23 protein-coding genes and 1 pseudogene are annotated in these 21,649 nt (G+C 69.8%); 17 read left to right on the top strand and 7 right to left on the bottom strand.

The features are described from left to right. Positions 1 to 26 precede the first annotated feature (26 nt). A complete protein-coding gene (locus H516_RS0109655; protein ID WP_022889513.1) occupies positions 27 to 1,160 on the bottom strand; it encodes a glycoside hydrolase family 172 protein in 1,134 nt (377 codons plus the stop codon). Positions 1,161 to 1,246: 86 nt separating this feature from the next. Between H516_RS0109655 and H516_RS0109650 the strand changes: the two genes are divergently transcribed. The 3 genes from H516_RS0109650 to H516_RS0109640 all read left to right on the top strand — a co-directional run bounded on the left by H516_RS0109650 (position 1,247) and on the right by H516_RS0109640 (position 5,611). Then, positions 1,247 to 2,263: a LacI family DNA-binding transcriptional regulator gene (locus H516_RS0109650; protein ID WP_245561782.1), complete on the top strand. Its 1,017-nt coding sequence runs from the start codon at positions 1,247 to 1,249 to the stop codon at positions 2,261 to 2,263. A 146-nt stretch (positions 2,264 to 2,409) separates the two neighbouring features. Beyond that, positions 2,410 to 3,912 (top strand): FGGY-family carbohydrate kinase, encoded by a 1,503-nt coding sequence (locus H516_RS0109645; RefSeq protein ID WP_022889511.1) that lies wholly within the window; start codon positions 2,410 to 2,412, stop codon positions 3,910 to 3,912. A gap of 49 nt (positions 3,913 to 3,961) precedes the next feature. Then, entirely contained in the window at positions 3,962 to 5,611 is a 1,650-nt protein-coding gene (locus tag H516_RS0109640; RefSeq protein ID WP_022889510.1) for a fucose isomerase, read from the top strand. 27 nt (positions 5,612 to 5,638) lie between these two features. Here H516_RS0109640 and H516_RS0109635 read toward each other — a convergent pair whose 3' ends face one another. Both H516_RS0109635 and H516_RS21760 read right to left on the bottom strand, forming a co-directional pair. Continuing rightward, a complete protein-coding gene (locus H516_RS0109635) occupies positions 5,639 to 6,004 on the bottom strand; it encodes a hypothetical protein (RefSeq protein ID WP_157432213.1) in 366 nt (121 codons plus the stop codon). 77 nt (positions 6,005 to 6,081) lie between these two features. Then, entirely contained in the window at positions 6,082 to 6,228 is a 147-nt protein-coding gene (locus H516_RS21760) for an NPCBM/NEW2 domain-containing protein (protein WP_169513514.1), read from the bottom strand. 88 nt (positions 6,229 to 6,316) lie between these two features. Between H516_RS21760 and H516_RS22885 the strand changes: the two are divergent. From H516_RS22885 to H516_RS19440, 3 genes and pseudogenes are all read left to right on the top strand, one after another. Then, a pseudogene (locus H516_RS22885) lies at positions 6,317 to 6,439 on the top strand (alpha/beta hydrolase); the annotation flags it as partial. Between the two features lie 103 nt (positions 6,440 to 6,542). Continuing rightward, on the top strand, positions 6,543 to 7,166 hold the full coding sequence (locus tag H516_RS20940) for an alpha/beta hydrolase (RefSeq protein WP_342663204.1): 624 nt from the start codon (positions 6,543 to 6,545) through the stop codon (positions 7,164 to 7,166). 177 nt (positions 7,167 to 7,343) lie between these two features. Next, positions 7,344 to 8,615, top strand: coding sequence for a glycoside hydrolase family 6 protein (locus tag H516_RS19440; RefSeq protein ID WP_033197069.1), 1,272 nt, complete (start codon positions 7,344 to 7,346; stop codon positions 8,613 to 8,615). An 88-nt stretch (positions 8,616 to 8,703) separates the two neighbouring features. On the opposite strand, the gene H516_RS0109615 is transcribed toward H516_RS19440, so the two are convergent. Both H516_RS0109615 and H516_RS0109610 read right to left on the bottom strand, forming a co-directional pair. After that, positions 8,704 to 8,949 carry a hypothetical protein gene (locus H516_RS0109615; RefSeq protein ID WP_022889506.1) on the bottom strand — a complete coding sequence of 82 codons (246 nt, stop codon included), beginning with the start codon at positions 8,947 to 8,949 and terminating at the stop codon, positions 8,704 to 8,706. A gap of 32 nt (positions 8,950 to 8,981) precedes the next feature. Further along, on the bottom strand, positions 8,982 to 9,626 hold the full coding sequence (locus H516_RS0109610) for a histidine phosphatase family protein (RefSeq protein WP_022889505.1): 645 nt from the start codon (positions 9,624 to 9,626) through the stop codon (positions 8,982 to 8,984). A gap of 142 nt (positions 9,627 to 9,768) precedes the next feature. Between H516_RS0109610 and lplAB the strand changes: the two genes are divergently transcribed. The 4 genes from lplAB to H516_RS0109590 all read left to right on the top strand — a co-directional run bounded on the left by lplAB (position 9,769) and on the right by H516_RS0109590 (position 13,355). Further along, a complete protein-coding gene (gene lplAB, locus H516_RS0109605) occupies positions 9,769 to 10,818 on the top strand; it encodes a lipoate-protein ligase LplAB (RefSeq protein ID WP_022889504.1) in 1,050 nt (349 codons plus the stop codon). Between the two features lie 141 nt (positions 10,819 to 10,959). Continuing rightward, positions 10,960 to 11,286 carry a hypothetical protein gene (locus H516_RS19435; protein ID WP_022889503.1) on the top strand — a complete coding sequence of 109 codons (327 nt, stop codon included), beginning with the start codon at positions 10,960 to 10,962 and terminating at the stop codon, positions 11,284 to 11,286. A gap of 61 nt (positions 11,287 to 11,347) precedes the next feature. Next, on the top strand, positions 11,348 to 12,235 hold the full coding sequence (locus H516_RS0109595) for a DNA-methyltransferase (RefSeq protein ID WP_022889502.1): 888 nt from the start codon (positions 11,348 to 11,350) through the stop codon (positions 12,233 to 12,235). A 199-nt stretch (positions 12,236 to 12,434) separates the two neighbouring features. After that, positions 12,435 to 13,355, top strand: a complete 921-nt coding sequence (locus tag H516_RS0109590) for an alpha/beta fold hydrolase (RefSeq protein WP_084620589.1) — start codon at positions 12,435 to 12,437, stop codon at positions 13,353 to 13,355. Positions 13,356 to 13,420: 65 nt separating this feature from the next. On the opposite strand, the gene H516_RS0109585 is transcribed toward H516_RS0109590, so the two are convergent. Then, complete coding sequence (locus tag H516_RS0109585) at positions 13,421 to 13,966, bottom strand: hypothetical protein (protein ID WP_022889500.1); 546 nt, start codon at positions 13,964 to 13,966, stop codon at positions 13,421 to 13,423. A gap of 53 nt (positions 13,967 to 14,019) precedes the next feature. Further along, complete coding sequence (locus H516_RS0109580) at positions 14,020 to 14,301, bottom strand: DUF3892 domain-containing protein (RefSeq protein ID WP_022889499.1); 282 nt, start codon at positions 14,299 to 14,301, stop codon at positions 14,020 to 14,022. Positions 14,302 to 14,485: 184 nt separating this feature from the next. Here H516_RS0109580 and H516_RS0109575 point away from each other — a divergent pair, with 184 nt between their 5' ends. From H516_RS0109575 to H516_RS0109545, 7 genes are all read left to right on the top strand, one after another. After that, positions 14,486 to 16,528 (top strand): hypothetical protein, encoded by a 2,043-nt coding sequence (locus H516_RS0109575; RefSeq protein ID WP_033196997.1) that lies wholly within the window; start codon positions 14,486 to 14,488, stop codon positions 16,526 to 16,528. Next, positions 16,528 to 18,165, top strand: a complete 1,638-nt coding sequence (locus H516_RS0109570) for a class I SAM-dependent DNA methyltransferase (RefSeq protein ID WP_022889497.1) — start codon at positions 16,528 to 16,530, stop codon at positions 18,163 to 18,165. The genes H516_RS0109575 and H516_RS0109570 overlap by 1 nt, the downstream gene beginning before the upstream one ends. Continuing rightward, on the top strand, positions 18,165 to 19,334 hold the full coding sequence (locus H516_RS21755; protein ID WP_084620587.1) for a restriction endonuclease subunit S: 1,170 nt from the start codon (positions 18,165 to 18,167) through the stop codon (positions 19,332 to 19,334). The genes H516_RS0109570 and H516_RS21755 overlap by 1 nt, the downstream gene beginning before the upstream one ends. Before the next feature lie 69 nt (positions 19,335 to 19,403). Then, positions 19,404 to 19,766, top strand: a complete 363-nt coding sequence (locus tag H516_RS0109560; protein ID WP_022889495.1) for a hypothetical protein — start codon at positions 19,404 to 19,406, stop codon at positions 19,764 to 19,766. Then, a complete protein-coding gene (locus H516_RS21330; RefSeq protein WP_022889494.1) occupies positions 19,763 to 20,152 on the top strand; it encodes a helix-turn-helix domain-containing protein in 390 nt (129 codons plus the stop codon). The genes H516_RS0109560 and H516_RS21330 overlap by 4 nt, the downstream gene beginning before the upstream one ends. Next, on the top strand, positions 20,149 to 20,556 hold the full coding sequence (locus tag H516_RS0109550; RefSeq protein WP_022889493.1) for a hypothetical protein: 408 nt from the start codon (positions 20,149 to 20,151) through the stop codon (positions 20,554 to 20,556). Before H516_RS21330 ends, H516_RS0109550 begins: the two co-directional genes overlap by 4 nt. A 185-nt stretch (positions 20,557 to 20,741) precedes the next feature. Next, on the top strand, positions 20,742 to 21,638 hold the full coding sequence (locus tag H516_RS0109545) for a hypothetical protein (protein ID WP_022889492.1): 897 nt from the start codon (positions 20,742 to 20,744) through the stop codon (positions 21,636 to 21,638). Positions 21,639 to 21,649: the final 11 nt, after the last annotated feature.

The following is a 21,649-nucleotide window of genomic DNA, read 5'->3' as shown; positions in this document are numbered from 1 at the left end:
GCCCCCTGCTTGCGCCGCGACCCGCGTCAGCCGCGCGGCGGCGTCGCCCCGAGATCGGGCACCGGCGCCGAGCCCAGGTGCACCTCCAGGTCGTCGGCCGACGGGGTCTTCGGGCGGCGTGCGGTGGGCCGGTCGAGGTAGAACATCGCGGTCGAGGCGATGTCGTCGCGCAGGGGCAGGTAGCGCCATCCGCTGCGCCAACCGAGGGCCTGGATGTCGACCTTCGGCAGGCCGGTCGTGAAGTGGATGGGATCGAGCAGGTGCCAACGGTACATGCCGAAGCGCTGCTGCGAGACGTAGAGCCCGTCGGGGCGGATCACCTGCGGCATGCCGAGGTACGGCGTCGAGAAGGCCGTGTAGCCCTGGCCGGGGACGTCGAAGTTCCAGGCGCCGCCGAAGTAGTCTTCCGTGCCGGTGCCGCAGATCGTGGGGTGGTCGGTGTCGTCGTCGAGGTAGAACTTGATCTCGCCCTCGCCCCACCAGCCGTTCGAGTTGACGCCCCAGGCGAGGTACGTGCCGACGTACTGGCCCTGCCCCTCGACGCCCTCGAGAATCGTGTGCGGCACGAGCTCGCCGAGCGGGTTCGAGCGGCGCCACTGGGCGTGGAAGTAGCCGTCGTTCGCGTAGTCGCCGCCGATCTCGTAGGTGACCTGGTAGTAGACGCGCACGTCGACGACCGAGGTGTTCTCGATCGTGAGGCGGGCGCCGCGCTTGAACGGCATCGGCCAGTACGAGTTGAAGCCGCCGTGCGGGTTGGCCGCGATGACCTGCGAGTTCACCTGCGCGAACACACCCCAGCCGTTGCAGAAGAAGTCGCCGTAGGGCACCTCGACGGCGGGCTCGTCGGCGCCGTCCCAATAGGCCCGCAGAACGAGTGTGCGCCAGTTGTCGGTGTGCGTCGTGATCCAGATGTGGGTGATCTTGCCGGCGCCGTCGATCGCGGCGAGGTCGAAGGTCTCGCCGGCCTTGACATCGACGCTCGGTGAGATCTTCCACCCCGGGCCGAGGTCGCGGGCGCACGACGCTCCGGTGCCCTCGGTCGCGCGGGCACCGCCGCCCTTCGCGCCGTCGAAGTTCTCGGGCGAGATCGACCGGGTCTGAAGGGGCCGGATCGCGGCGATCGAGGAGAGGTCGGGACTCGGCGGGTGCGGGGCGTTCACGTTTCGACCACTTCCTCGTGTTCGGCGCGGCGCGACGCTCCGCGCGCTTGGAATCGATTTCAACACTGTAAAGTGGCCTCACCGGCATGTCAACGCGGGCCGGCGCAGGGGCAGGGCGCATGGCGACGATCTACGAGGTGGCGAAGCTCGCGGGGGTTTCACCCGCGACGGTCTCACGCGTGTTCAACGGCGTGGCCGTCTCCGACGAGAAGCTCGCCGCGGTGCGCGAGGCGGCGCGCCAGCTCAAGTTCACGCCGAACCGCACGGCCCGCACCCTGCGCAAGCAGGAGTCCGAGGTGATCGCGCTCGTGATCCCCGACATCGAGAACCCGTACTTCACCGAGCTCGCGCGCGGCGTCGAGGACGTCGCCCAGAAGGCGGGCTACTCGGTCGTGCTGTGCAACACCGATTCGCAACTCGAGAAAGAGGCGACCTACCTCCAGATCGCGATCTCGGAGCACATGGCGGGGGTCATCCTCGCCGCCGCGTCCGACACCACGAACCTCGACGACATCCAGGCCGCCGGCCGCCCGGTCGTCGCGGTCGACCGCGGCACCGGGTACGACATCGACGGCGTCGTCATGGCGAATCGGATGGCCGGCCAGGCGGCGACCGAGCACCTCGTGCGCGCCGGCTACCGGCGCATCGCCTGCATCACGGGCCCGCGGCTGATCGAGACGGCGTACGAGCGCGCGCAGGGCTGGCGGGCGGTGATCGCCCGCCAGTTCCCCGACGCGGACCCCGACGAACTGCTGCGCTACTCGACCTTCCGCGTTGATGGCGGGCGCGAGGTCATGGAGGAGCTCCTGGAGCTCCCAGAGCCGCCCGATGCGATGGTGGCCGGCAACAACCTGCTCGGCGTCGGAGCGATCCAGGTGCTCACCGAGCGAGGTCTCACTCCACCGAAGCTCGGGGTCGCCGTGGTCGGTTCATTGCCGTTCACGACGCTGTCGCCGAGTGCGGTCACCCTCGTGAGGCTGCCGGCGCGGCACATGGGCGTGACGGCGGCGAAGATGCTCCTCGAGCGCATCGCCGGTGACGACCAGCCCGCGCGCACGGTCGTGCTGCGCGGCGAGCTGCAGCCGGCTCGCCCGGCCGACTGACCCGGCCGCGCGGCCGACGGTCCCGCGCGCGGCCGACTGTCCCGCGCCGTGAGGCGATGGGGCATGGCGCCCTGCGGTTGATCATGAAATCGATTTCGCATAGAGTGGCCCGCAGGCCTGAACGACGGTGATCGAGGAGGAGCGCCATGTCGGTGCGATGCACGCTGGGGGTCGACATCGGCACGTCCAGCAGCAAGGGCGTGCTGGTCGCGGGCGACGGCACCCTGCTCGCCACGGCCACCCGCCAGCACGAGGTCGACCGCGCGCGCACCGGGTGGGTCGAGATGGACGCGCGCATCTGGTGGCGCGAGTTCGTCGAGCTCGCCCGCGAGCTGCATGACGGCGCGCCCGGGGCCGAGATCGTCGGGGTCGGCGTCAGCGGTATGGGACCGTGCGTGCTGCTCTGCGATGACGACGACGAGCCCGTGCGACCCGCCATCCTCTACGGCGTCGACGCCCGTGCGGGCGAGCAGATCGAACGTATGAACCGCGAGCTCGGGGCAGCAGAGATCGCCCGCGTCGGCGGCTCGCAGCTGACGTCGCAGGCCGCCGGCCCGAAGATCGCCTGGGTCGCGGCTGAAGAGCCCGAGGCATGGGCGCGCGCCCGCCGGCTCTACATGCCCGCCTCGTGGCTTGCCCGCCGTTTGACCGGCGCGTACGTGCTCGATCACCAGTCGGCGAGCCAGACCTCGCCCTTCTACGACGTCGAGTCCGAGGCGTGGCACGAGCCGTGGTGGCAGCGCTACGCGGCCCCGCTCGAGGCGCCGACGCTCGCGTGGGCCGGCGACCTCGCGGGACTCGTGACCGCCGAAGCCGCCGCCGCGACCGGGCTCACCGAGGGCACGCCTGTCATCGTCGGCACGATCGACGCGTGGAGCGAGGCGGTGAGCGTCGGCGCACACGAGGTCGGCGACCTGATGCTCATGTACGGCACGACCATGTTCCTCATCGCGACCGGCGACGAGACGCTCCGCACACCCTCCATGTGGACCACCGTCGGAGCGTTCCCCGGTACCCGCAACCTGGCCGGCGGCCTCTCGACGAGCGGTGCCCTCACCGCCTGGATCGCGAAGCTCACGGCCGCCGACTACCCGCGACTCCTCGCGGAGGCGGCCGAGTCCGGGCCGGGCGCGCGCGGCCTCCTGACCCTGCCCTACTTCGCGGGCGAGCGCACCCCCATCCAGGATCCCGACTCGCGCGGCGTCATCGCGGGCCTCACCCTCGAGCACGGCCGCGGCGACCTCTACCGTTCCGCGCTCGAGGCGACCGCGCTCGGTGTGCGGCACAACGTCGAGACGATGCGCGCCGCCGGGGCCGAGGTCCGCCGCATCGTCGCGGTCGGCGGCGGCACCCAGGGCGAGCTCTGGCTGCAGATCGTGTCGGATGCCACGGGGCTCGTGCAGGAGGTGCCCGAGATCACGATCGGGGCGAGCTTCGGCGCCGCCTTCCTCGCGGCCGTCGCGGTCGCCGGGCGCGACGGCGTCGCCGCGCCGCTGATCACCGACTGGAACCCGACGACCCGCAGGATCACGCCCGACCCCTCGACCCGCGACGCCTACGACGCGCTCTTCGACCGCTACCTGCGGCTCTACGAGGCGACCAAGCCGGTCGTTCACGAGCTCGCTGCCGAGCAGCGCGCCCGCGCATGACCACGATTCGACCCAACCATCGACCTGCAGCACCGACCAGGAGGCATCCATGACCGACACCGCACCGACCCGGTACGCGATCCCGCGCCCGGCATCCCGCCCGGCGGCCGAGCCGAACACCGCCTACCTGATCGCCTCGGGCGACCTGCGCGAGTCGGCCAACACGGCCGGCTGGCCGACGCAGGCGGCGATGGAGGCCGACGTCACCGCGGCGCTCGGCGAGCTCGGCTGGCGGGTCGAGCGGGCGAACGGCATCGACCCCGAGACCGGCCACGGCTTCATCTCGAGCCAGCGGATGGGGCTCGAGGTCTTCAAGGGCATTCCCGTCGACGCCCCGCTCGTCGTCGCCGAGGCGGTGTGGCAGTACTCGCACCACGTGCTCGCCGGGCTCCGCACGCATCGCGGCCCGATTCTCACGGTCGCCAATTTCGCGGGCGACTGGCCCGGCCTCGTGGGGCTCCTCGGCCTCAATGCCGGCCTCACGAAGATGGGCAAGGAGTACTCGACCATCTGGTCGGTCGACTTCACCGACGACTGGTTCAAGCAGGGCCTCCGCGAATGGGTCGAGACCGGCCGCATCGAGCACGACGCCTCGCACGTGCGCCCGCTGCCCGCGCTGCCCGACACCCCCGAGGTCGAGCTCGGCCGAGCCCTCGCCGACGAACTGCTCGCCGACAAGGCGATCATCGGCGTCTTCGACGAGGGCTGCATGGGCATGTACAACGCGATCTTCGACGACGAGCTCGTCAACCGTCTCGGCATCTACAAGGAGCGGCTGAGCCAGTCGGCGCTCTACGCCGAGATGCTGAAGGTCGGCGACGACGAGGCCGACGCGGTCGGCGCCTGGCTCGTCGAGCACGGCATGACGTTCAGGCTGGGCGACGACGAGGCGACCGAGCTCACCGAGGCACAGCTGCGCTGGCAGTACAAGATGTACATCGCCGCGCTGCGCATCGCCGACGACTTCGGGCTCGACGCGGTCGGCATCCAGTACCAGCAGGGGCTGAAAGACCTCGTGCCGGCCTCCGACCTCGCCGAGGGCCTGCTCAACTCGACCGAGCGCCCGCCCGTCACCTCGCGCGACGGCTCGCGCGTGCTGCACGAGGGTCGCGCGTTCCCGCACTTCAACGAGGCCGACGAGGGCGTCGCGGTCGACGCGCTCGTCACCGACCGCGTGTGGCGCGCCATGGGCCTCGTGCCCGACAACACCCTGCACGACGTGCGCTGGGGCGAGGAGTTCGCGGGCGAGTTCGTCTGGGTCTACGAGATCTCGGGCTCGGTGCCCGGCTCGCATCTCGGCGGCTGGCAGCACGCCGAGGGCTGGCGGCAGGATCCGGTCTTCTTCCCGGCGGGCGGCTCGACCGTCAACGGCGTCTCGAAGCCCGGCGAGGTCGTGCTCTCGCGCGTGTTCATCGCCGACGGCATCCTCCAGGCCGACCTCCTGCGCGGCACCGTCGTCGAACTCCCCGCCGAGGAGACGCGCCGCCGCAAGGAGGCCACGAACCCCGAGTGGCCGATCGCCCATGTCGTGCTGCACGAGGTGAGCCGCGACCAGTTCATGGCCCGGCACAAGGCGAACCACGCCCAGCTGGTCTACGCACCGGATGCCGACACCGCCGACAAGGCGCTCGTCGCGAAGGCCGCGATGCTCGACCGGCTCGGCGTGAAGGTCAACCTCGTGGGGCGCGTCGAGCTCTGAGGAAGAGCTCGTGTCGCTTCGGACGACTCACCCGACGCTGAACGACCACAGCACGCAGAACGCGCCGGCGGCGGCGAGCACGATCCACGAGGGGTGCCGGGCGCGGCTGTAGACGAAAGGGAGCACGGCGGTCGCGGCGAGGCACCAGCCCGCTGTCGCGATCGCAGCAGCGGGTCCCGCGCCGACCGCGACAGCGAACAACGCCGCCGCGATCGTGATCGAGAGGCCCGACGCCACGTGCCAGGCGAAGCGCACCGTCGCGAGCGGGAACTCCTGCCCTGCGAGCCGTGGCGGCTCCGGCAGGCGGCCGAGCGGGCCGAGGATGAACCGCTCGCCGAAGATCGAGTGGCCGACGGCGAGCACGACCATGAGTGCCGAGGCGACGAAGAGCATGACGCCCACGCTAGCGGGGCAGGGGCCCGCACGAGGGGCCCGCGCGATCGCGCGAGCCCCTCGGAGGCGGGTACGCCTCAGTCGCAGGTGAACTTCGCGTCGTCCCACACGCCATGGGCGCCGTTGATGCTGCCGGGCGCCTCGACGATCAGGTCGACGTACTGCGCGCCGGTGAGGTCGACGTTCAGCGACTCGGGCGCTGCCGTCGACTGCGACGTTCTCACGCGCACAACGCTCGAATAGGTTCACTCTGCGATCACCCCCGTCAAGGAGGCGCCGAGTTCAAGACGAACGGCCTGCCACAATGACCTCATGCCGACCTTCACCGACGCGCACGGGGTTCGAGTCCATTACGAGTCGTGGCGCGTCGCGCAGCCGCATGCGGTGATCCAGCTCGCGCACGGCGTCGGCGAGCACATCGGGCGCTACACCGAGCTCGTCGAGATGCTGAACGCCGCCGGGTACTCGGTCTGGGCCGACGACCACAGGGGGCCACGGCAAGACCGGATTCGAGCAGCACGGCGGCGACCTCACCCGCATGGGCCGGCTCGGGCCGGGCGGCCTTCGGGCCACCGTCGACGCCGTCGAGCAGTTCACCGGGGTGATTCGCACCGCCGAGAGACCGGAGGTGCCGCTCGTCTACCTCGGACATTCGTGGGGTTCGCTCGTGGGTCAGATCATCATGAATCGCGCGGCCGAACACTACGACGCCTTCGTGCTCACCGGCACGGCCTACCGCACCCTGCTCCACATGAACGGCGGCGACCTCAACGCGCGCTTCCGCAAGCTCGGACCGACGCCGGTCGAGTGGCTGAGCCGCGAACCCGCGGTCGCGCCGGCCTTCATGGCCGACCCGTACACGACCGCCGTGCCGTTGCGGAAGCTGTTCGGCCTGGTCGACGCCGCCCGCCTCCTCGGCCGCCCGGTGAGGGGCCTCCCGCCCGAGCTGCCGCTCCTCATCATGATCGGTTCAGACGATCCGCTCGGCGGTGAACGCAGTGTGCGCCTCCTCGCCGAACGTTACGTGCGGCACTCGGGGCTCACCGATGTCGAGGTCGTCGTCTACGAGGGCGCCCGGCACGAGATCTTCAACGAGACGAACCGCGACGAGGTGCGCGCCGACCTCGTGCGCTGGCTCGACGAGCGGTTCGCGGTCGACTGAGCGCGGCCTGGCCGGCGTGCGTGCGGCGTGCGGTGGGCGTGACCAGCCGGCCCTTGACAACCGGGCGAAGTGGGGCCACTCTGATCGCGGACCCATTGTGAGAGCGCTCTCACGTATCTGGTGACGAGCGTGAATCGAACCGCCGACCCCTGCACGGCGCCGAACCAGGAGGAACCGATGTCGCTTCCCACCCCCCGCCGCTGGCCCGGCGCGGCCGCCGCCCTGTGTGCGGTCATGCTCATGCCGGTCGGCACCGCCGTCGCCGTCGCATCCACCCCGGCGCCCCCACCCGGGCACTCGATCGATCGGGTGCTCGAGCCGGGCGTGCCGCTGTGGGCGAACCCCGGCAGCACGACCATCGAAGCCGCCGCGACCCTCGACGGTCAGGCGGCCGCCGACGCGCTGCTCCTCGGCTCTCTGCCGAGCGCGAACTGGATCAACGGCGGAACGCCCGGCGATGCGAAGCGCGACGTGAAGCGTGTCGTCGCCGCCGCGCACGCGGCGGGCGAGGTGCCGGTGCTCGTGGCATACAACCTGCCTTTCCGCGATTGTGCCCAGTACTCCGCGGGGGGCGCCACGAGCGTCGCCGAGTACACGGCGTGGATCGACGGGGTCGCCCAGGGCATCGGCAACAAGCGCGCCGTCGTGATCCTCGAACCGGACGGCCTCGGCATCATTCCTTGGTACACCTCGAATCAGGGAGCCACGGAGTGGTGCCAGCCCGCGGAGGCCGATGCCGGCACTGCGGCATCCGACCGCTTCAGCATGTTGAACCACGCGGTCGACGCCCTCGCCGCACTGCCGAGCGCCGCGGTCTACCTCGACGGCACCCACAGCGGGTGGCTCGGGGTCGGCGACATCACCGACCGCCTCGTCAAAGCGGGCGTGGAGCGGGCCGACGGCTTCTTCTTGAACGCGTCGAACTACATCGAGACCGGGCGGCTCGCGAAGTACGGCAGCTGGGTCGCGGACTGCCTGCTGCTCGAGACCGAGGTCGAATGGTGGGATGCCTCGTGGTGCGCGAGCCAGTACTACCCGGCGGACCCCGCCGACTTCTCCACGTGGCAGCTCACCGACCGGAAGTATGACGCCGATCTCGCCGGCGCCGGCCTCACCCGTGATGCAGCGTCCCAGGCCCATTTCGTGATCGACACGAGCCGCAACGGGCGGGGCCCGTGGGCGGCGCCCGCCGGGTGGCCCGGCGACGCCGAGGCGTGGTGCAACCCGCCCGACCGCGGTGCGGGGGCGCGGCCGACGACCACGACCGGCTCGCCTCTGATCGACGCCTTCCTCTGGATCAAGGTGCCGGGTGATAGCGATGGCAAGTGCTTCCGCGGCACGGGCGGGCCGCTCGACCCGATCCGCGACATGGAGGACCCGGCGGCGGGGCAGTGGTTCCCCGAGCAGGCGCGGGAGCTGATCGAGTTCGCGGTTCCGTCGTTCGGGTGATTCACGTGGCTCCGGCCCGCGCGGGCCGCTGCGCAGGCCGGAGTGGCGCAGGCCGGAGTCGCGCGCGTACCGCGCGGGGTGCGCCCGTTCAGGCCACGAGCGTCCAGACGATGATCGCCCCGACGACGGCGAGCACGATGACGAGCCCGATCGCCGCGCGCCCGATGCGCCGGCGGCTGATCGTGCCCGGCTTCAGCGAGTCGCGCGAGAGCCGGTCGAGGTTCGGCGCGACCGCCTGATAGGGCGGCTCGGCGGGGCTGCTCGGTTCGGGCGGGTCACCGGGCTCGTTTCCGCGCTCGAGTTCGTCGTCGAGGTCGCGCCGTTGCTCGCTCATGTCGACAGCCTACGCGGGCCCGCGCGCCCGGGCTAGACACCGGCGTGCCAGGGCGGCACGTCGTAGCCGAGCAGCCGGATTCGCGGGTGATGGGCCGCCCGCGACTCGCTCGCCCAGGGGTAGACGATCGTCGTGACGTTGCAGTTGCCGAGCACTGGAAGCAGGTCGCGGTAACCGTCGGGGTCCATGCCGGCGAGCTCGCAGAACAGCAGCCGGATGAGGGTCGCATGCGCGACGATGAGCACCCGGCCGTCGGGGAACTCGTCGGCGAGTTCGTCGAGGACGGGCAGTGCGCGGGCGATGCCGGAGCGGCCGGTCTCGCCGCCGGGGAAGGGGTTCGACGCCGGTGCCTCGCGGAACGCCGCCCACTCCTCGGGGAACTCGTCGGCGAGCTCCTCGGGCGTCAGCCCCTCGGCGGCGCCGAAGTCGATCTCGACGAGCCGCGCCTCGCTGCGCACGGGCAGGCCCGTCGTCTCGGCGGCCGGTGCCGCCGACCTCTGCGCGCGGCTGAGCGGCGAGGCGACGATCGCGTCGAGTCGCGCGCCGACCGCCCAGGCGCCGAGCGCCGCGGCCTGGCCGAAGCCGTGGCGCGTGAGCGGCACATCGGAGTTGCCCGCGTAGCGGTGCTCGGCGTGCCAGACGGTCTCGCCATGCCTGGCCAGGAAGAACGTCGTCATGGGCCCAGCGTACGCAGGGGGTCGACCAACGGGAACCGTTGCTTCCGTGAGCCGTGCAGGTGGCCCCGCTCGCGGTGGAGCGGCGTTGGTCCCGCGCGGCGATCCCCACTGCAGAGGCGTCGTCATCCGTAGGCTGTACCGCATGCACGGTGAATACAAGGTGCCCGGCGGCAAGCTCGTGATCGTCGACTTCGACGTCGAGGGGGGTGCCCTCCAGAACGTCCGCGTCGCGGGCGACTTCTTCCTCGAGCCCGACGAGGCGCTCGATGACATCAACGCCGCGCTCGAGGGGCTGCCCGCGGCATCCGATGCGAAGCAGATCACGGCCGCGATCACCGCGGGCATCCGCAGCGATGCCGTGATGCTCGGTTTCTCGGCCGAAGCGGTCGCGGTCGCCGTGCGCCGTGCACTCACGGAGGCGACGAGCTGGGCCGACTACGAGTGGGAGATCGTGCACGACGACGCCGTGCCGCCTCGCACGCACCTCGCGCTCGACGAGGTGCTCGCCTCGCGGGTGGGGGAGGGGCGGCGGAGGCCCACGCTGCGCTTCTGGGAGTGGGACGAGTCGGCGGTCGTGATCGGCTCGTTCCAGTCGGTGAAGAACGAGGTCGACCCCGAAGGGGCCGAGAAGCACGGCTTCGAGGTGGTGCGGCGCATCTCTGGCGGCGGCGCGATGATGATGGAGCGCGGCAACGTCGTCACCTACTCGTTGTACGTGCCGGCCGAGCTCGTGCAGGGCATGAGCTTCGCCGACTCGTACGCCTACCTCGACGACTGGGTGCTGCAGGGGCTGCGCAATGTCGGCATCGAGGCGACGTACCAGCCGCTCAACGACATCGCGAGCCCGGCGGGCAAGATCGGCGGCGCGGCGCAGAAGCGGCTCGGCTCGGGTGGCGTGCTGCACCACGTGACAATGGCGTACGACCTCGACAACGAGAAGATGCTCGAGGTGCTGCGCATCGGCCGCGAGAAGATCAGCGACAAGGGCATCGCGTCGGCCGCGAAGCGGGTCGACCCGCTGCGCTCGCAGACGGGGCTCAGCCGTTCGGCGATCATCGAGAGCCTGAAGCAGACCTTCGCCTCGCTCACCGGGGCGACGGCGGGCACCGTCTCGGCCGACGAGCTCGCCGAGGCCGAGGCACTCGTCGAGACCAAGTTCGCGACCCGCGAGTGGCTCTACCGGGTGCCGTGATCGCCGTACTACGTCACTGATACGCGAGTGGTATCGGCGATACCGGCGGCGTATCAGTGACGTAGTCCCCTACTCCGCCCCCGCAAACGGCCCGCAATCGGAGCGGAGGAAGTCTCAGGGTCACCCCGCTAGACTCGCCGGGTGGATTGGTGGATCTGGCTCCTCTGTGCGCTCATCGCCGTCGCCGTGCTCGGCGTCGCGGTGAAGCGTGGCTGGGTCGACCTCTCGGACAAGACGAAGAAGGGCCGCCCGAGCGGCAGCGCCGTGATGATGATCGGCGACGAGGTCTTCGCGCCGCGCAAGTACGAGGCCCAGGTCGAGCTCGACCGGCAGAAGCGTCTGCCGACGCCGGCGCCGACCCCCGACGGCGACAAGGGCATCGCCTTCGCCGATGAGGGGTCGGATGCCTCGGGGGCGCCTCCGGCGCGGGCCGAGCGATTCAAGGGCTCCATTCGCCTCGACGTCTGAGCTGTCGGCGGTCGAGTCGCGCAGCGTATCGAGACCCCGGCGTGCTGGCAGACTGGAGCGCGTGGCCCCCGACGAACCGAACCGCATCATCCATGCGGACAACCTCGCGGTGCTGCCGACCTTCCCCGACGGGCACTTCACCCTCATCTATCTCGATCCGCCGTTCAACACGGGCCGTGCGCAGGCACGGCAGGCCACTCGCCACGTGCGACAGGGCGCGACGGATGACTCGGGGCCCGTGGCATCCGGCACCATCACCGGGTTCGCCGGCAGGCAGTACGAGCGGATTCGCGGCGACCTGCTGCGCTACGACGACCGCTTCGACGACTACTGGGCGTTCCTCGAGCCGCGCCTCGTCGAGGCGTGGCGGCTGCTCGCCGACGACGGCACCCTCTACCTGCACCTCGACTACCGCGAGGCGCACTACGCGAAGGTGCTGCTCGACGCGCTGTTCGGGCGCGAGTGCTTTCTCAACGAGTTGATCTGGGCGTACGACTACGGTGCGAAGTCGAAGCGGCGCTGGCCGACGAAGCACGACACGATCCTCGTGTACGTGAAGAACCCCGACGCCTACTGGTTCGACTCGACCGCCGTCGACCGCGAACCGTACATGGCGCCCGGGCTCGTGACGCCCGAGAAAGCCGAACTGGGAAAACTGCCGACCGACGTCTGGTGGCACACGATCGTCTCGCCCACCGGGCGTGAGAAGACGGGCTACCCGACGCAGAAGCCCGAGGGGATCCTGCGGCGCATCGTGCAGGCCTCGACCCGTGAGGGCGACCGGGTGCTCGACTTCTTCGCCGGCTCGGGCACGACCGGCGCCGTCGCGGCGACGCTCGGCCGCCGATTCGTGCTCATCGACGAGCACGCCGACGCGATCGCGATCATGCAGGCCCGATTCGCCGAGGTCGCGGGGGTCGAATTCTCGTCGGGGCCGGCGGCGAGCTGAGGCCGTCGCCGGGGCGCAGGCCGCTCACCCGGATCGTGCGACCATCGAGTCGCCGAAAACCGTCGGAAACCGCGTCGTGAACAGCGTTTCTCGGCGACTCGCGGGGTCAGTCGCACGATGGCGTCGGTTCTGGCGGAGCGCGCCGAGGTCTGGTCAGGCGCAGCGGCGGTGTCTACGCTGGGGTGCGGGAGATCCTGACATGCAACGACGCACTATGGCTCTGCTCGTGACGGCGACGGCCGCCGCGCTCGTGGTCGCGGCGGTTGCGTTGCGTCGTCGCACGACCGGGGCGGCCGTTTCTCAGGAGCCCCGATACGGGCGTTTCACGAACGGCATCGAGTTCGCGTCGTGGGGCGACGGCCCCAAGACGATGCTCTGGCTCCCCGGGGGGCCGGGCAGCGAGCTGCCGCGCGGATTCTTCGCGCGGCTCGCCGCCCGCCAGCTCCGTCCGCTCATCGACGAGGGATACACGGTGTGGAGTCTCACTCGCAGGCGCGGCATGCCGCCCGGCCACACCATCGCCGACATGGCCGATGACGTCGCGGAGGTCATCGAAGACCGGTTCGGGAGGGTGGACCTCGTCGTCGGCATCTCGTACGGCAGCTTGATCGCACAGTGTCTTGCCGCGCGTCATCCCAGTCGAGTCGGACGGGTCGTCCTGGCGCTGTCGGGGGTGCGGGTGTCCGACTGGGGCCGCGACGTCGACCTCCGATGGGCTCGCGCCCGTGCGGACGGCCGCATGGCCGAGGCCGGTGAAGTGTTCCTCGAGTCCGTGCTGCCGAATGGGCGATGGCGTCGGCTGCGGCACCGGCTCGGCCCGCTCGCCGGACGCATGTTCGCGAGCGAGCAGACGTCGGCCGATGACCTGCGTATCGAAGCATCCGCCGAAGCCGCCTTCGACTCACGAGACCAACTCGGGAAGCTCGACATGCCCGTCCTCCTGCTCGTCGCCGAGGACGACCGATTCTTCACCGCTGACATCGTCGCCGAGACCGAACGCCTCATCCCCGAGTGCACCGTGATCCGCTACGCCGGGATGGGGCACATGGGCGCAGCGATACGCGCCCCGATCGCCCGCGACATCGTCGCGTGGACGGAGCGGCGGGCGCGCGACGAATGACCGGATGCTCCGAGCGGCCCCCGCCCGGAGCATCCGCCCCTGCCCCAGATTCCTCGACTGCCGCCCTATCCGACTGTGGTCGAGAAGATCGCCGTGTCGTATGAGAACGGCGCCGGCGACACCGAGACGGTGACGTCGGCGAGGTCGGCGAGCGAGTACGCCATCGTCCAGGAGAACGACTGGCCGGGCAGTACGTTCGCGTTGCCGCCGAACGGTTCGAGCGCGACCTGGTCGTTCGAGAGATCGGTGATCGATTCGCCGGCCACGCCGCCCGAGGTGACCTCGGGCATGGCGAGCAGTTCGAGCGTCTCTTCGCTCTCGTTCGCGACGGTGAAGGTCATCGTGACGTTGTTCGCGAGGGTCGCGCCGGCGGCGTATTCCGACGGCGTGTACGGGGTGGGGGCGGCGACGGTGATGGCGACGCCGTCGTCGTAGGTGAAGGTGCCGCCGAGCAGAGTGACTCCCGGCTGTGCGGGTGCCTCGGGCGTCGCTGCCTCGGGTGCGGCCGCCGCGGGCTCTTCGGCCGAAGTGGTCGTTCCGCCGGTGGAACAGCCGGTGAGCGCGAGCGCTCCGGCGAAGAGCAGGGCGGCGATGGAGGTGTGCTTGATCATGGTGTCGTTCTCTTTCACTGTGGTGATCTGGTGACGGTCCGGATGCTTCTGGATCAGAACTGCGGCAGTCGCAGCAGATTGTCGGACTCGCGGCCGTTGGCGACGGTCGTGATGTAGCGGTCGCCGTTGCCGCCGGTGCGCCCGATGACGAGCGTGCGGGTGCTCGTCACGTCGTTGTGGCTCCAGAACGGCGTTCCCGCTTCGATCGAGCGGGCGATGGCGGCCGGCGTCGCGACGGTCAGCGACCCGTTGGTCGTCGTCGAGTACTGCACGGCGGTGATGTGCGAAGCGTGCGTGCCGGGCGACTGCACTCGGACGCGGCGGATGTACGGCATGACTGGCGGCCTCTCGATTCGGATGTCGCGCCGAGGAGTTCGGCGGATGACGAAACGCTAGGCCGGCAACCACGACGCGCCGCACCGGCGTACTGATAAGGAGGGTTATCGGCGATTCAATGGGCAGGCGGCGCAGATCTCGATACGCTGACGGGGCAATGGAGGCGACCGCGAGGGAGGGCCGATGAACACCAGTGTGGCAACGACCACCGACCTTCGCATCACGCTCGCCGGCACTGCCCGGCTCGCGCGGGTGCAGCGGCCGGTCGTCACGACCTGGCGCAAGCGCTTCGCCTCGGGCGATGATCGCTTTCCCAAGCCGGTCGGCCGAGACGGCGCGATGGAACTCTTCGACGCGACCGAGGTCGCCCGCTGGCTCAGCGAGACGTCGCACGGCAACAATCCCGACGCGATCGACGACGCCCCGCTGTTCGCGCTCGACGCCGCCTCGCACGACTTCGGCGGGCTGACCGCGATGCTCGCCCTGCGGGCCATCCACGGCGCAGCGCTGGGCGAACTCGATGATGACGAGTTGCTCGACCTCGCCGATGAGGCCGACTCCGACGACGAGCTGCTCTTCAGCGAGCTCGAGGCGCTCGGCGAGCATGCCTCCGCGGTCGCGCGCCGGGCCGATCAGCTCGTCGAGGCGGCGTACACCCCGGCGACCGCGCTCGAGGCACTCATCGCCGAACACCTGCGCGACGGGCGTTCCGCGCTCGCGCGCGTCGCCCTGATTCCCGAGGCGTCGGCGCTCGTGAGCGAGGTCGCGATCGAACTGGCACTGACGAACGACACCACGGATGCCTCGGCGCCGTGTTTCGTCGACCCGACCGGTGTCGGCGGCGACCGGCTCGTCGACCTGGCCGGGCGGCTCGACGAGATCGCGGAAGTCTCGATCGTCTCCGCCGATGCCGGGGGCGATGCGGCACGCCTGCTGCGTCGGCGCATCGCGGTGCTCGGCATCGCGCGCTCGGGCCTGCAGATCGGTGTCGCGGGCGATTTCGAGGTGCACGGCTCGGTGGTGCACGTGGCGCAGTACCCGACGCCGGATGGCTCGGCGTCGACCCCGCTCGAGATGCTCGACGCGATCGACCAGATCGTCGTGCAGATGAGCGATGCGCAGCGCGGCGTCGTCGTCGCGCCGGCCGGCGTGCTCATCGAGGGCGGACTCGAGCGCGAGGCATCCCGCCGCCGTGCCGAACTGCTGCGCTCGGGGCGTGTGCGTGCGATCGTCGCGCTGCCGGCCGGGCTCGTCGTGGCGCAGCCGAGGCAGCGGCTGGCACTGTGGGTGCTCGGACCGGCGCACCGCGACGTGCCCCTCGCCGAGCGGTGGACCCTCGTCGCCGACCTCACCGCGTCGCCGCTGGACGCTGCGGTGCGCGCTGACCTCGTCGGTGACCTGGCGGCGTCGATGGGCGGGCCCGAGAGCGTGCGTGCCCACGCGTTCAGGGGTCCGAGGCTCGTGCCCACCCGCCGGCTGCTCGCTCGCGAGGGGTCGCTGCTCGACGACCCGGCGCCGGTCGGGCACACGCCGCGTACCGGCGCCGGCCCGGCCGCCCGATCGGTGCCGGCGGAGTTCGACGTCGCGCGCGACGCGCTCGGGGCCGGAGTTCCGAGCTCGCTCGAAGCAGTCGGCCCCGCTCGACGGGTTGCGGCGCTCCCCGAAGCGGCGCTCGGCGTGCTCGCGGGCGACCGTCACATTCGGTGCGTCGCCGGCAGCCGTATCGACGAGGCCGATCTCGTCGCCGAACACGGTTACACGGTCATCGGGCGCGACGAGCTCGATGAACTGGTGCCGTTCGGCTCACGGCGGGTCGATCGGCTGCTGCTGGCAGATCGCTACCCGAGCGCGAGGCTCACCGAGCCGGGCGACGTCGTCTTCGTCGCCTCGCCCCGACCCCGCGCCTGGGTCGACGGTGAGGGCGCCTCGGTGGTCGTCGCTCCCGCCCGGGTGCTGCGGATCAACCGTGCCGACCCGGCCGGACTCGTCGCCGAGGTGCTCGCGGCCGACATCTCGTCGCAGCCCGAACGAAGCCGAGACTGGCGGTCGTGGCGCGGTCGCCGCGTTCGGCCCGACGAGGCCGGCGGGCTCACGGCGGCGCTGCGCGACATCCATGCCGAAATCGCGGCGGCCCGACGCCGCGCCGAGCGCCTCGCCGAAGTCGAGCGCCTCCTGATCTCCGGCGTGACCGCCGGCACCCTGACGACCACCGAGAGGAACGATTGATGCCCCCGAAGACCAAGGCCGCGCCCACGGCGCCGTCGACCATGAAAGAGCTGAAAGACACGCTCTGGAAGGCGGCTGACAAGCTGCGCGGCTCGATGGATGCGTCGCAGTACAAAGACGTCATTCTCGGGCTCGTGTTCCTGAAGTACGTGAGCGATGCCTTCGACGAGCGACGCGAGCAGATCGCCGCCGAGCTCGGCGAACAGGGCATGAACGCCGAGCAGGTGGCGCAGCTCATCGACGACGTCGACGAGTACACGGGGCGCGGGGTGTTCTGGGTGCCTGAGGCGGCACGGTGGCGGTTCCTCTCAGAGAACGCGAAGGGCGCGGTGGATGCCTCGGGCCACACCCGCTCGATCGGTCAGTTGATCGACGAGGCGATGGGCGAGCTGATGACGGCGAACCCCTCGCTCAGCGGTGTGCTGCCGCACATCTACAACCGCGACAATGTCGATCAGCGCCGGCTCGGCGAGCTCATCGACCTGTTCAACTCGGCACGGTTCTCGGGGCAGGGTGCGGCGCGGGCGCGCGACCTGTTGGGTGAGGTGTACGAGTACTTCCTCGAGAAGTTCGCCCGCGCCGAGGGTAAGCGCGGCGGCGAGTTCTTCACGCCGGCCGGGGTGGTGCGGGTGCTCGTCGAGATGCTCGAGCCGACGCGCGGGCGCGTGTACGACCCGGCGGCGGGCTCGGGCGGCATGTTCGTGCAGGCCGAGAAGTTTCTCGAGGCGCACGACCGTGAGGGCAGCGAGATCTCGGTGTACGGGCAAGAGCTGAACGAACGCACGTGGAAGCTCGCGCAGATGAACCTCGCCATTCACGGGCTGAACGGCAATCTCGGCGCGCGCTGGGGCGACACCTTCGCCCGCGACCTGCACGCCGGGGTGGAGTTCGATTATGTGATGTCGAACCCGCCGTTCAACATCAAGGACTGGGCGCGCAACGAGCAAGACCCGCGGTGGCGGTTCGGGGTGCCGCCGGTCGGCAACGCGAACTACGCGTGGATCCAGCACATCCTCTCGAAGCTCGCGCCCGGCGGGCAGGGTGCTGTGGTGATGGCGAACGGGTCGATGTCGTCGAACTCGGGCGGTGAAGGCAGGATTCGGGCCGAGATCGTCGAGGCCGATCTGGTGTCGTGCATGGTCGCGCTGCCGACGCAGTTGTTCAGGTCGACGGCGATTCCGGTGTGCACGTGGTTCTTCGCGCGCGACAAGGCCGCCGGACCGGGCGGCTCGGTCGACCGTCGCGGACAGGTGCTCTTCATCGACGCGCGGGGCTTGGGCCATATGGTCGACCGCGCCGAGCGCGCGCTGTCTGATGACGACATCGCCCGCATCGCCGGCACCTTCCACGCCTGGCGCGGCACGGCCCCCGTCGGTCGAGTAGCGAGCGCCAGCGAGCGTCTCGAGACCCCTTACGCCGACATCCCCGGCTTCTGCTACTCCGCCACCCTCGATGAGATCAAGGCCGCCGACTACGCCCTCACCCCGGGCCGTTACGTCGGCGCCGCCGAGGTCGAAGGCGACGGCGAAGACATCCAGCTGAAAATCGACCGCCTCACGAAGGAGCTCTTCGAACAGTTCGCCGAGTCGGAGCGGCTCGCGGGTGTCGTCAAGGAGCAGTTGGGGCGGGTGCTCTAATGACGTGGCCCAAGCTCCCACTCGCTGACGTCCTCGAATTCCGCGAAGGCCCCGGGATCCTCGCAGCTGACTTTCACGACTCTGGTATCCCGCTAGTACGACTTGCTGGGCTCAAGCGCGGACGTGACCTTCTCGAAGGATGCAACTTTCTGGACCCCGCGAAGGTAGAGGCGCGCTGGAGCCAGTTCCGGCTTCGTGAGGGCGACGTACTGTTGAGCACATCCGCGTCGCTTGGAGAGGTCGCGGTCGTGGGCGAGTCAGCCGTGGGGGCCGTCCCATACACGGGATTGATCGCTTTCCGCCCGAAGAACTACAACGTCGTCCACCCGGGGTTCATCCCGCTGATGCTCCGTGAGAGGGCTTTCAGGGATCAGATCGAGGCCATGGGCGTCGGTAGCGTGATGAAACATTTCGGCCCGTCACATCTGAGAGTGATGTCGGTAACGGTGCCGCCGCTGCGCGAGCAGCGCGCCATCGCCGAAGTCCTCGGCGCCCTCGACGACAAGATCGCCGCCAACACCACGCTGATCGCAGCAGCCGAGGAGCTTGCGATCGCGAAACTGCACTGGCCCGATGCGCCGCGGACTCACCTCGGCAATGTGGTCTTCCACCGTCGGTCGCAGGTCAACCCTGCCCAGCTGAGTGAATCGACGGTCGCTCACTACAGCCTCCCTGCGTTCGATCAGGGGGCCGTGCCCGAGACCGTCGACCCGGGGTTGATCAAGAGCGGAAAATTCGTCGTCGACACGCCGGCCGTGCTGGTGTCGAAGCTGAACCCGCAGACCCCGCGTATCTGGCGGGTCGAATTCGATCCGTCGACAACGCGTTTGGCGTCGACAGAGTTCTTGGTGCTCGAACCCTTCACCTGCACTCCTCAGGTCCTCTGGGCGATCCTCAACCAACCAGACTTCTCGCGCTACCTACAGGGCTTGGTCGCGGGCACCACCGGCAGTCACCAGCGTGTGAGGCCGGCAGACGTGCTCGGCACCTCGATTCTCGACCCCCGCGAGATTCCATCACCGCTCCATGACGAGCTCAACGCGATTCTCCGCCCGGTTGACGCGCTCAAGGCCGAGAACCGCACCCTCGCCGCCACCCGCGACACACTCCTCCCGCAGCTCATGTCCGGCAAGCTGCGCGTCCGAGATGCCGCACAGGCCGTCTCGTGACGTCGGTGGTGACTGATTCCCTATCTTGAGTCCCATCGGAGGGTGTGTTAAGTTTTGACTGAACAGCACGTGATTCGCGTCTTCGCCGACAGCGACATCGTCGTGCTCGTCGTCCGTGCGAACGGGGGTTCCGATGCTTTGCAGTTCATACATGAACTCGACCGGCGTTACCAGGCTCGGTTCAAGCGGTACTTCGAACGGTTGCGCGATGGCCACGCCATGCAGTCACCACAACACATCCGGCGGCTGAACGATGGCAGCGAGCCGGTGGTGCACGAACTGAAGGCTGACAAGTACCGGCTCTACCTCATCAGGGTGGGGCCACGCTGGTTCGTCACGCACGGCCGCGAGAAACCCAAAGACAGCCAGGTAGCGAGAGAAGCCCAGAAGGCGCGAGTCATCTTCTGGGAGGCGCGAGGAGAACAGAGATGAACACCGATTCCGTGTTCCCGACGGATGACGCGGAGTTCGACGCGGTCTACGCCGAAGAGGCGGCGATGGTCGACGCGAGCGAGTTGATCGCCGCGGCGCTGATCGAGAGCGGCATGACGAAGACCGAACTCGCGGCACGCCTCGGCGTGAGCAAGAGCGAGGTCTCCGCCCGCCTCGCCGGCGAACGGAACATCACCGTGCGCACGCTCGCGGCGACACTTCACGCGCTCGGGCAGCGGCTCGAGCTGGCGCTCGAGTCAGGAGTGGGCGCGCCCGAGGCATCCGAGCGCTCGATCTGGAAGTTCAGTTCTGATGACGCGCGACACAGCGCACCGCATCGTCGCGGCGTACGCGGGTGGGCTCTCCCTGCTGGAGCGGCCAAATGAACACACGGTTTCGCATCACCGACCCCGAGGTCTCGTTCGTCGCGGCGCACCGTGCCGAGGCCGAGACGCCCCACCTTCACTGGAACGTCGGCTACGCGCCCGATCTCGTCGAAGGCCTCGACGCGCGTGTCGTCCTTGCTACGATCCACGCGGCGGGCGCAAGCGGCGGCGGTGATATCGAAGTCAGCGCACTCTTCTGGCGTTCAACCGATGCGCCGTGGAACCTCGACACCCTCGCGGCCGATCTCCAAGCATCAGATGCCATCGAGACCCTCTACGACTTCGCCAGAGTGAGCCTTCGCTCGGTGCTCGCGCTGACCGACGCTGAGATCGCGCTTCCCGTGAAGGCGCCCGAAGCGCAGGTCAGCGCCCTCGTGAGAGACGAAGGCGCGCCTGAGTCCTGACGCGACCGCTGCATGAAGCCGCGAGCGAAGGCCGGTCGGGCAGAGCGCGTCCACCGCGCCCGACCGGTGATCGATCTCGACGCGGAAAAGCTGATCACAGGCGTTATCAGCCGGCATCCGCGAACGGTGGGAGGCCGCCGCTACCGTGATCTCGACCGCATCGCGCATCGAGACAGGAGACGACCATGGCGGCATTCGACATCGGCGAGCAGGCGAAATCACTGCGAGAAGAGGTGCAACACCTCTTCGGGCTCCGGTGGGACAGCTTCATCGAGTGGACGCTGATCGGCTGGCTCTCGCTCTGGCTCTGGACCTCGTGGCTCGTCTCGAACTCGCTCACTCTGCCGACCGTCGGCCCCATCGAATGGATCGCCGACGTGCTCCGCGCACTCGACGTCGAACCTGCGGCCTGGCTGCTCGGCATCCCCGCTTGGCTCACCGCGCCCGACCGCGCCTGGCTGCTGCAGATATTCGTCATCGCCGCGGCGGCCGCCGCGACGCTCGCGGCGCGAAGCTACCGCCACAGCGGGCTGCGCGTGCTCTCGCTCGCATGTGCGGTGCTCGCCTACGAGGTGGATGCCTCGGCGTCGCCGGTGCTGCAGATCATGCTGTTCTCGGCGATCCCGCTTGTCGTGGCGCTGCTCGTGTCGTTCCTTCCCGATCAGCGCGAGTGGGACGACCACACGTCGCCCTTCTACCACCGCGAGGGAATGTTCTGGAAGTACGTCACGCGCGTGCTCGCGCTCTTCTTCGCCCCCGCGTTCGCACCGGTGCTGCTCTTCGCCGCGCTCGTCACGAGCTATCGCACCGAGCCGCTGTACGAGCCCGCGAGCGATCTCGCATTCACCGCGGCATCCGAACTCGACGCACACGGCGCCGAGCAAAAGCTGGCCGACGCCGATGCGCTCGCCGTCGTGTCGGCACTGGTCGCGGCGATCACGGCCGGAAGCACTCATCGTGAGAGCCGACGCGCGGCCTCGACCTTCAACTACCGCTGGAAGCAGCGGCGCGAGGCCCGCGCAGCGAGGGAGCGCGACGAGCGTCGCCGCCGCTTCGGGCTCGGCGGCGAGGCCCTCTCGTGACGCGACGGTAC

Source organism: Agromyces italicus DSM 16388, assembly GCF_000421545.1.
In the GTDB taxonomy this organism is placed as follows: Bacteria; Actinomycetota; Actinomycetes; order Actinomycetales; family Microbacteriaceae; genus Agromyces; species Agromyces italicus.
This window is presented reverse-complemented; position numbering and strand designations above follow the sequence as displayed.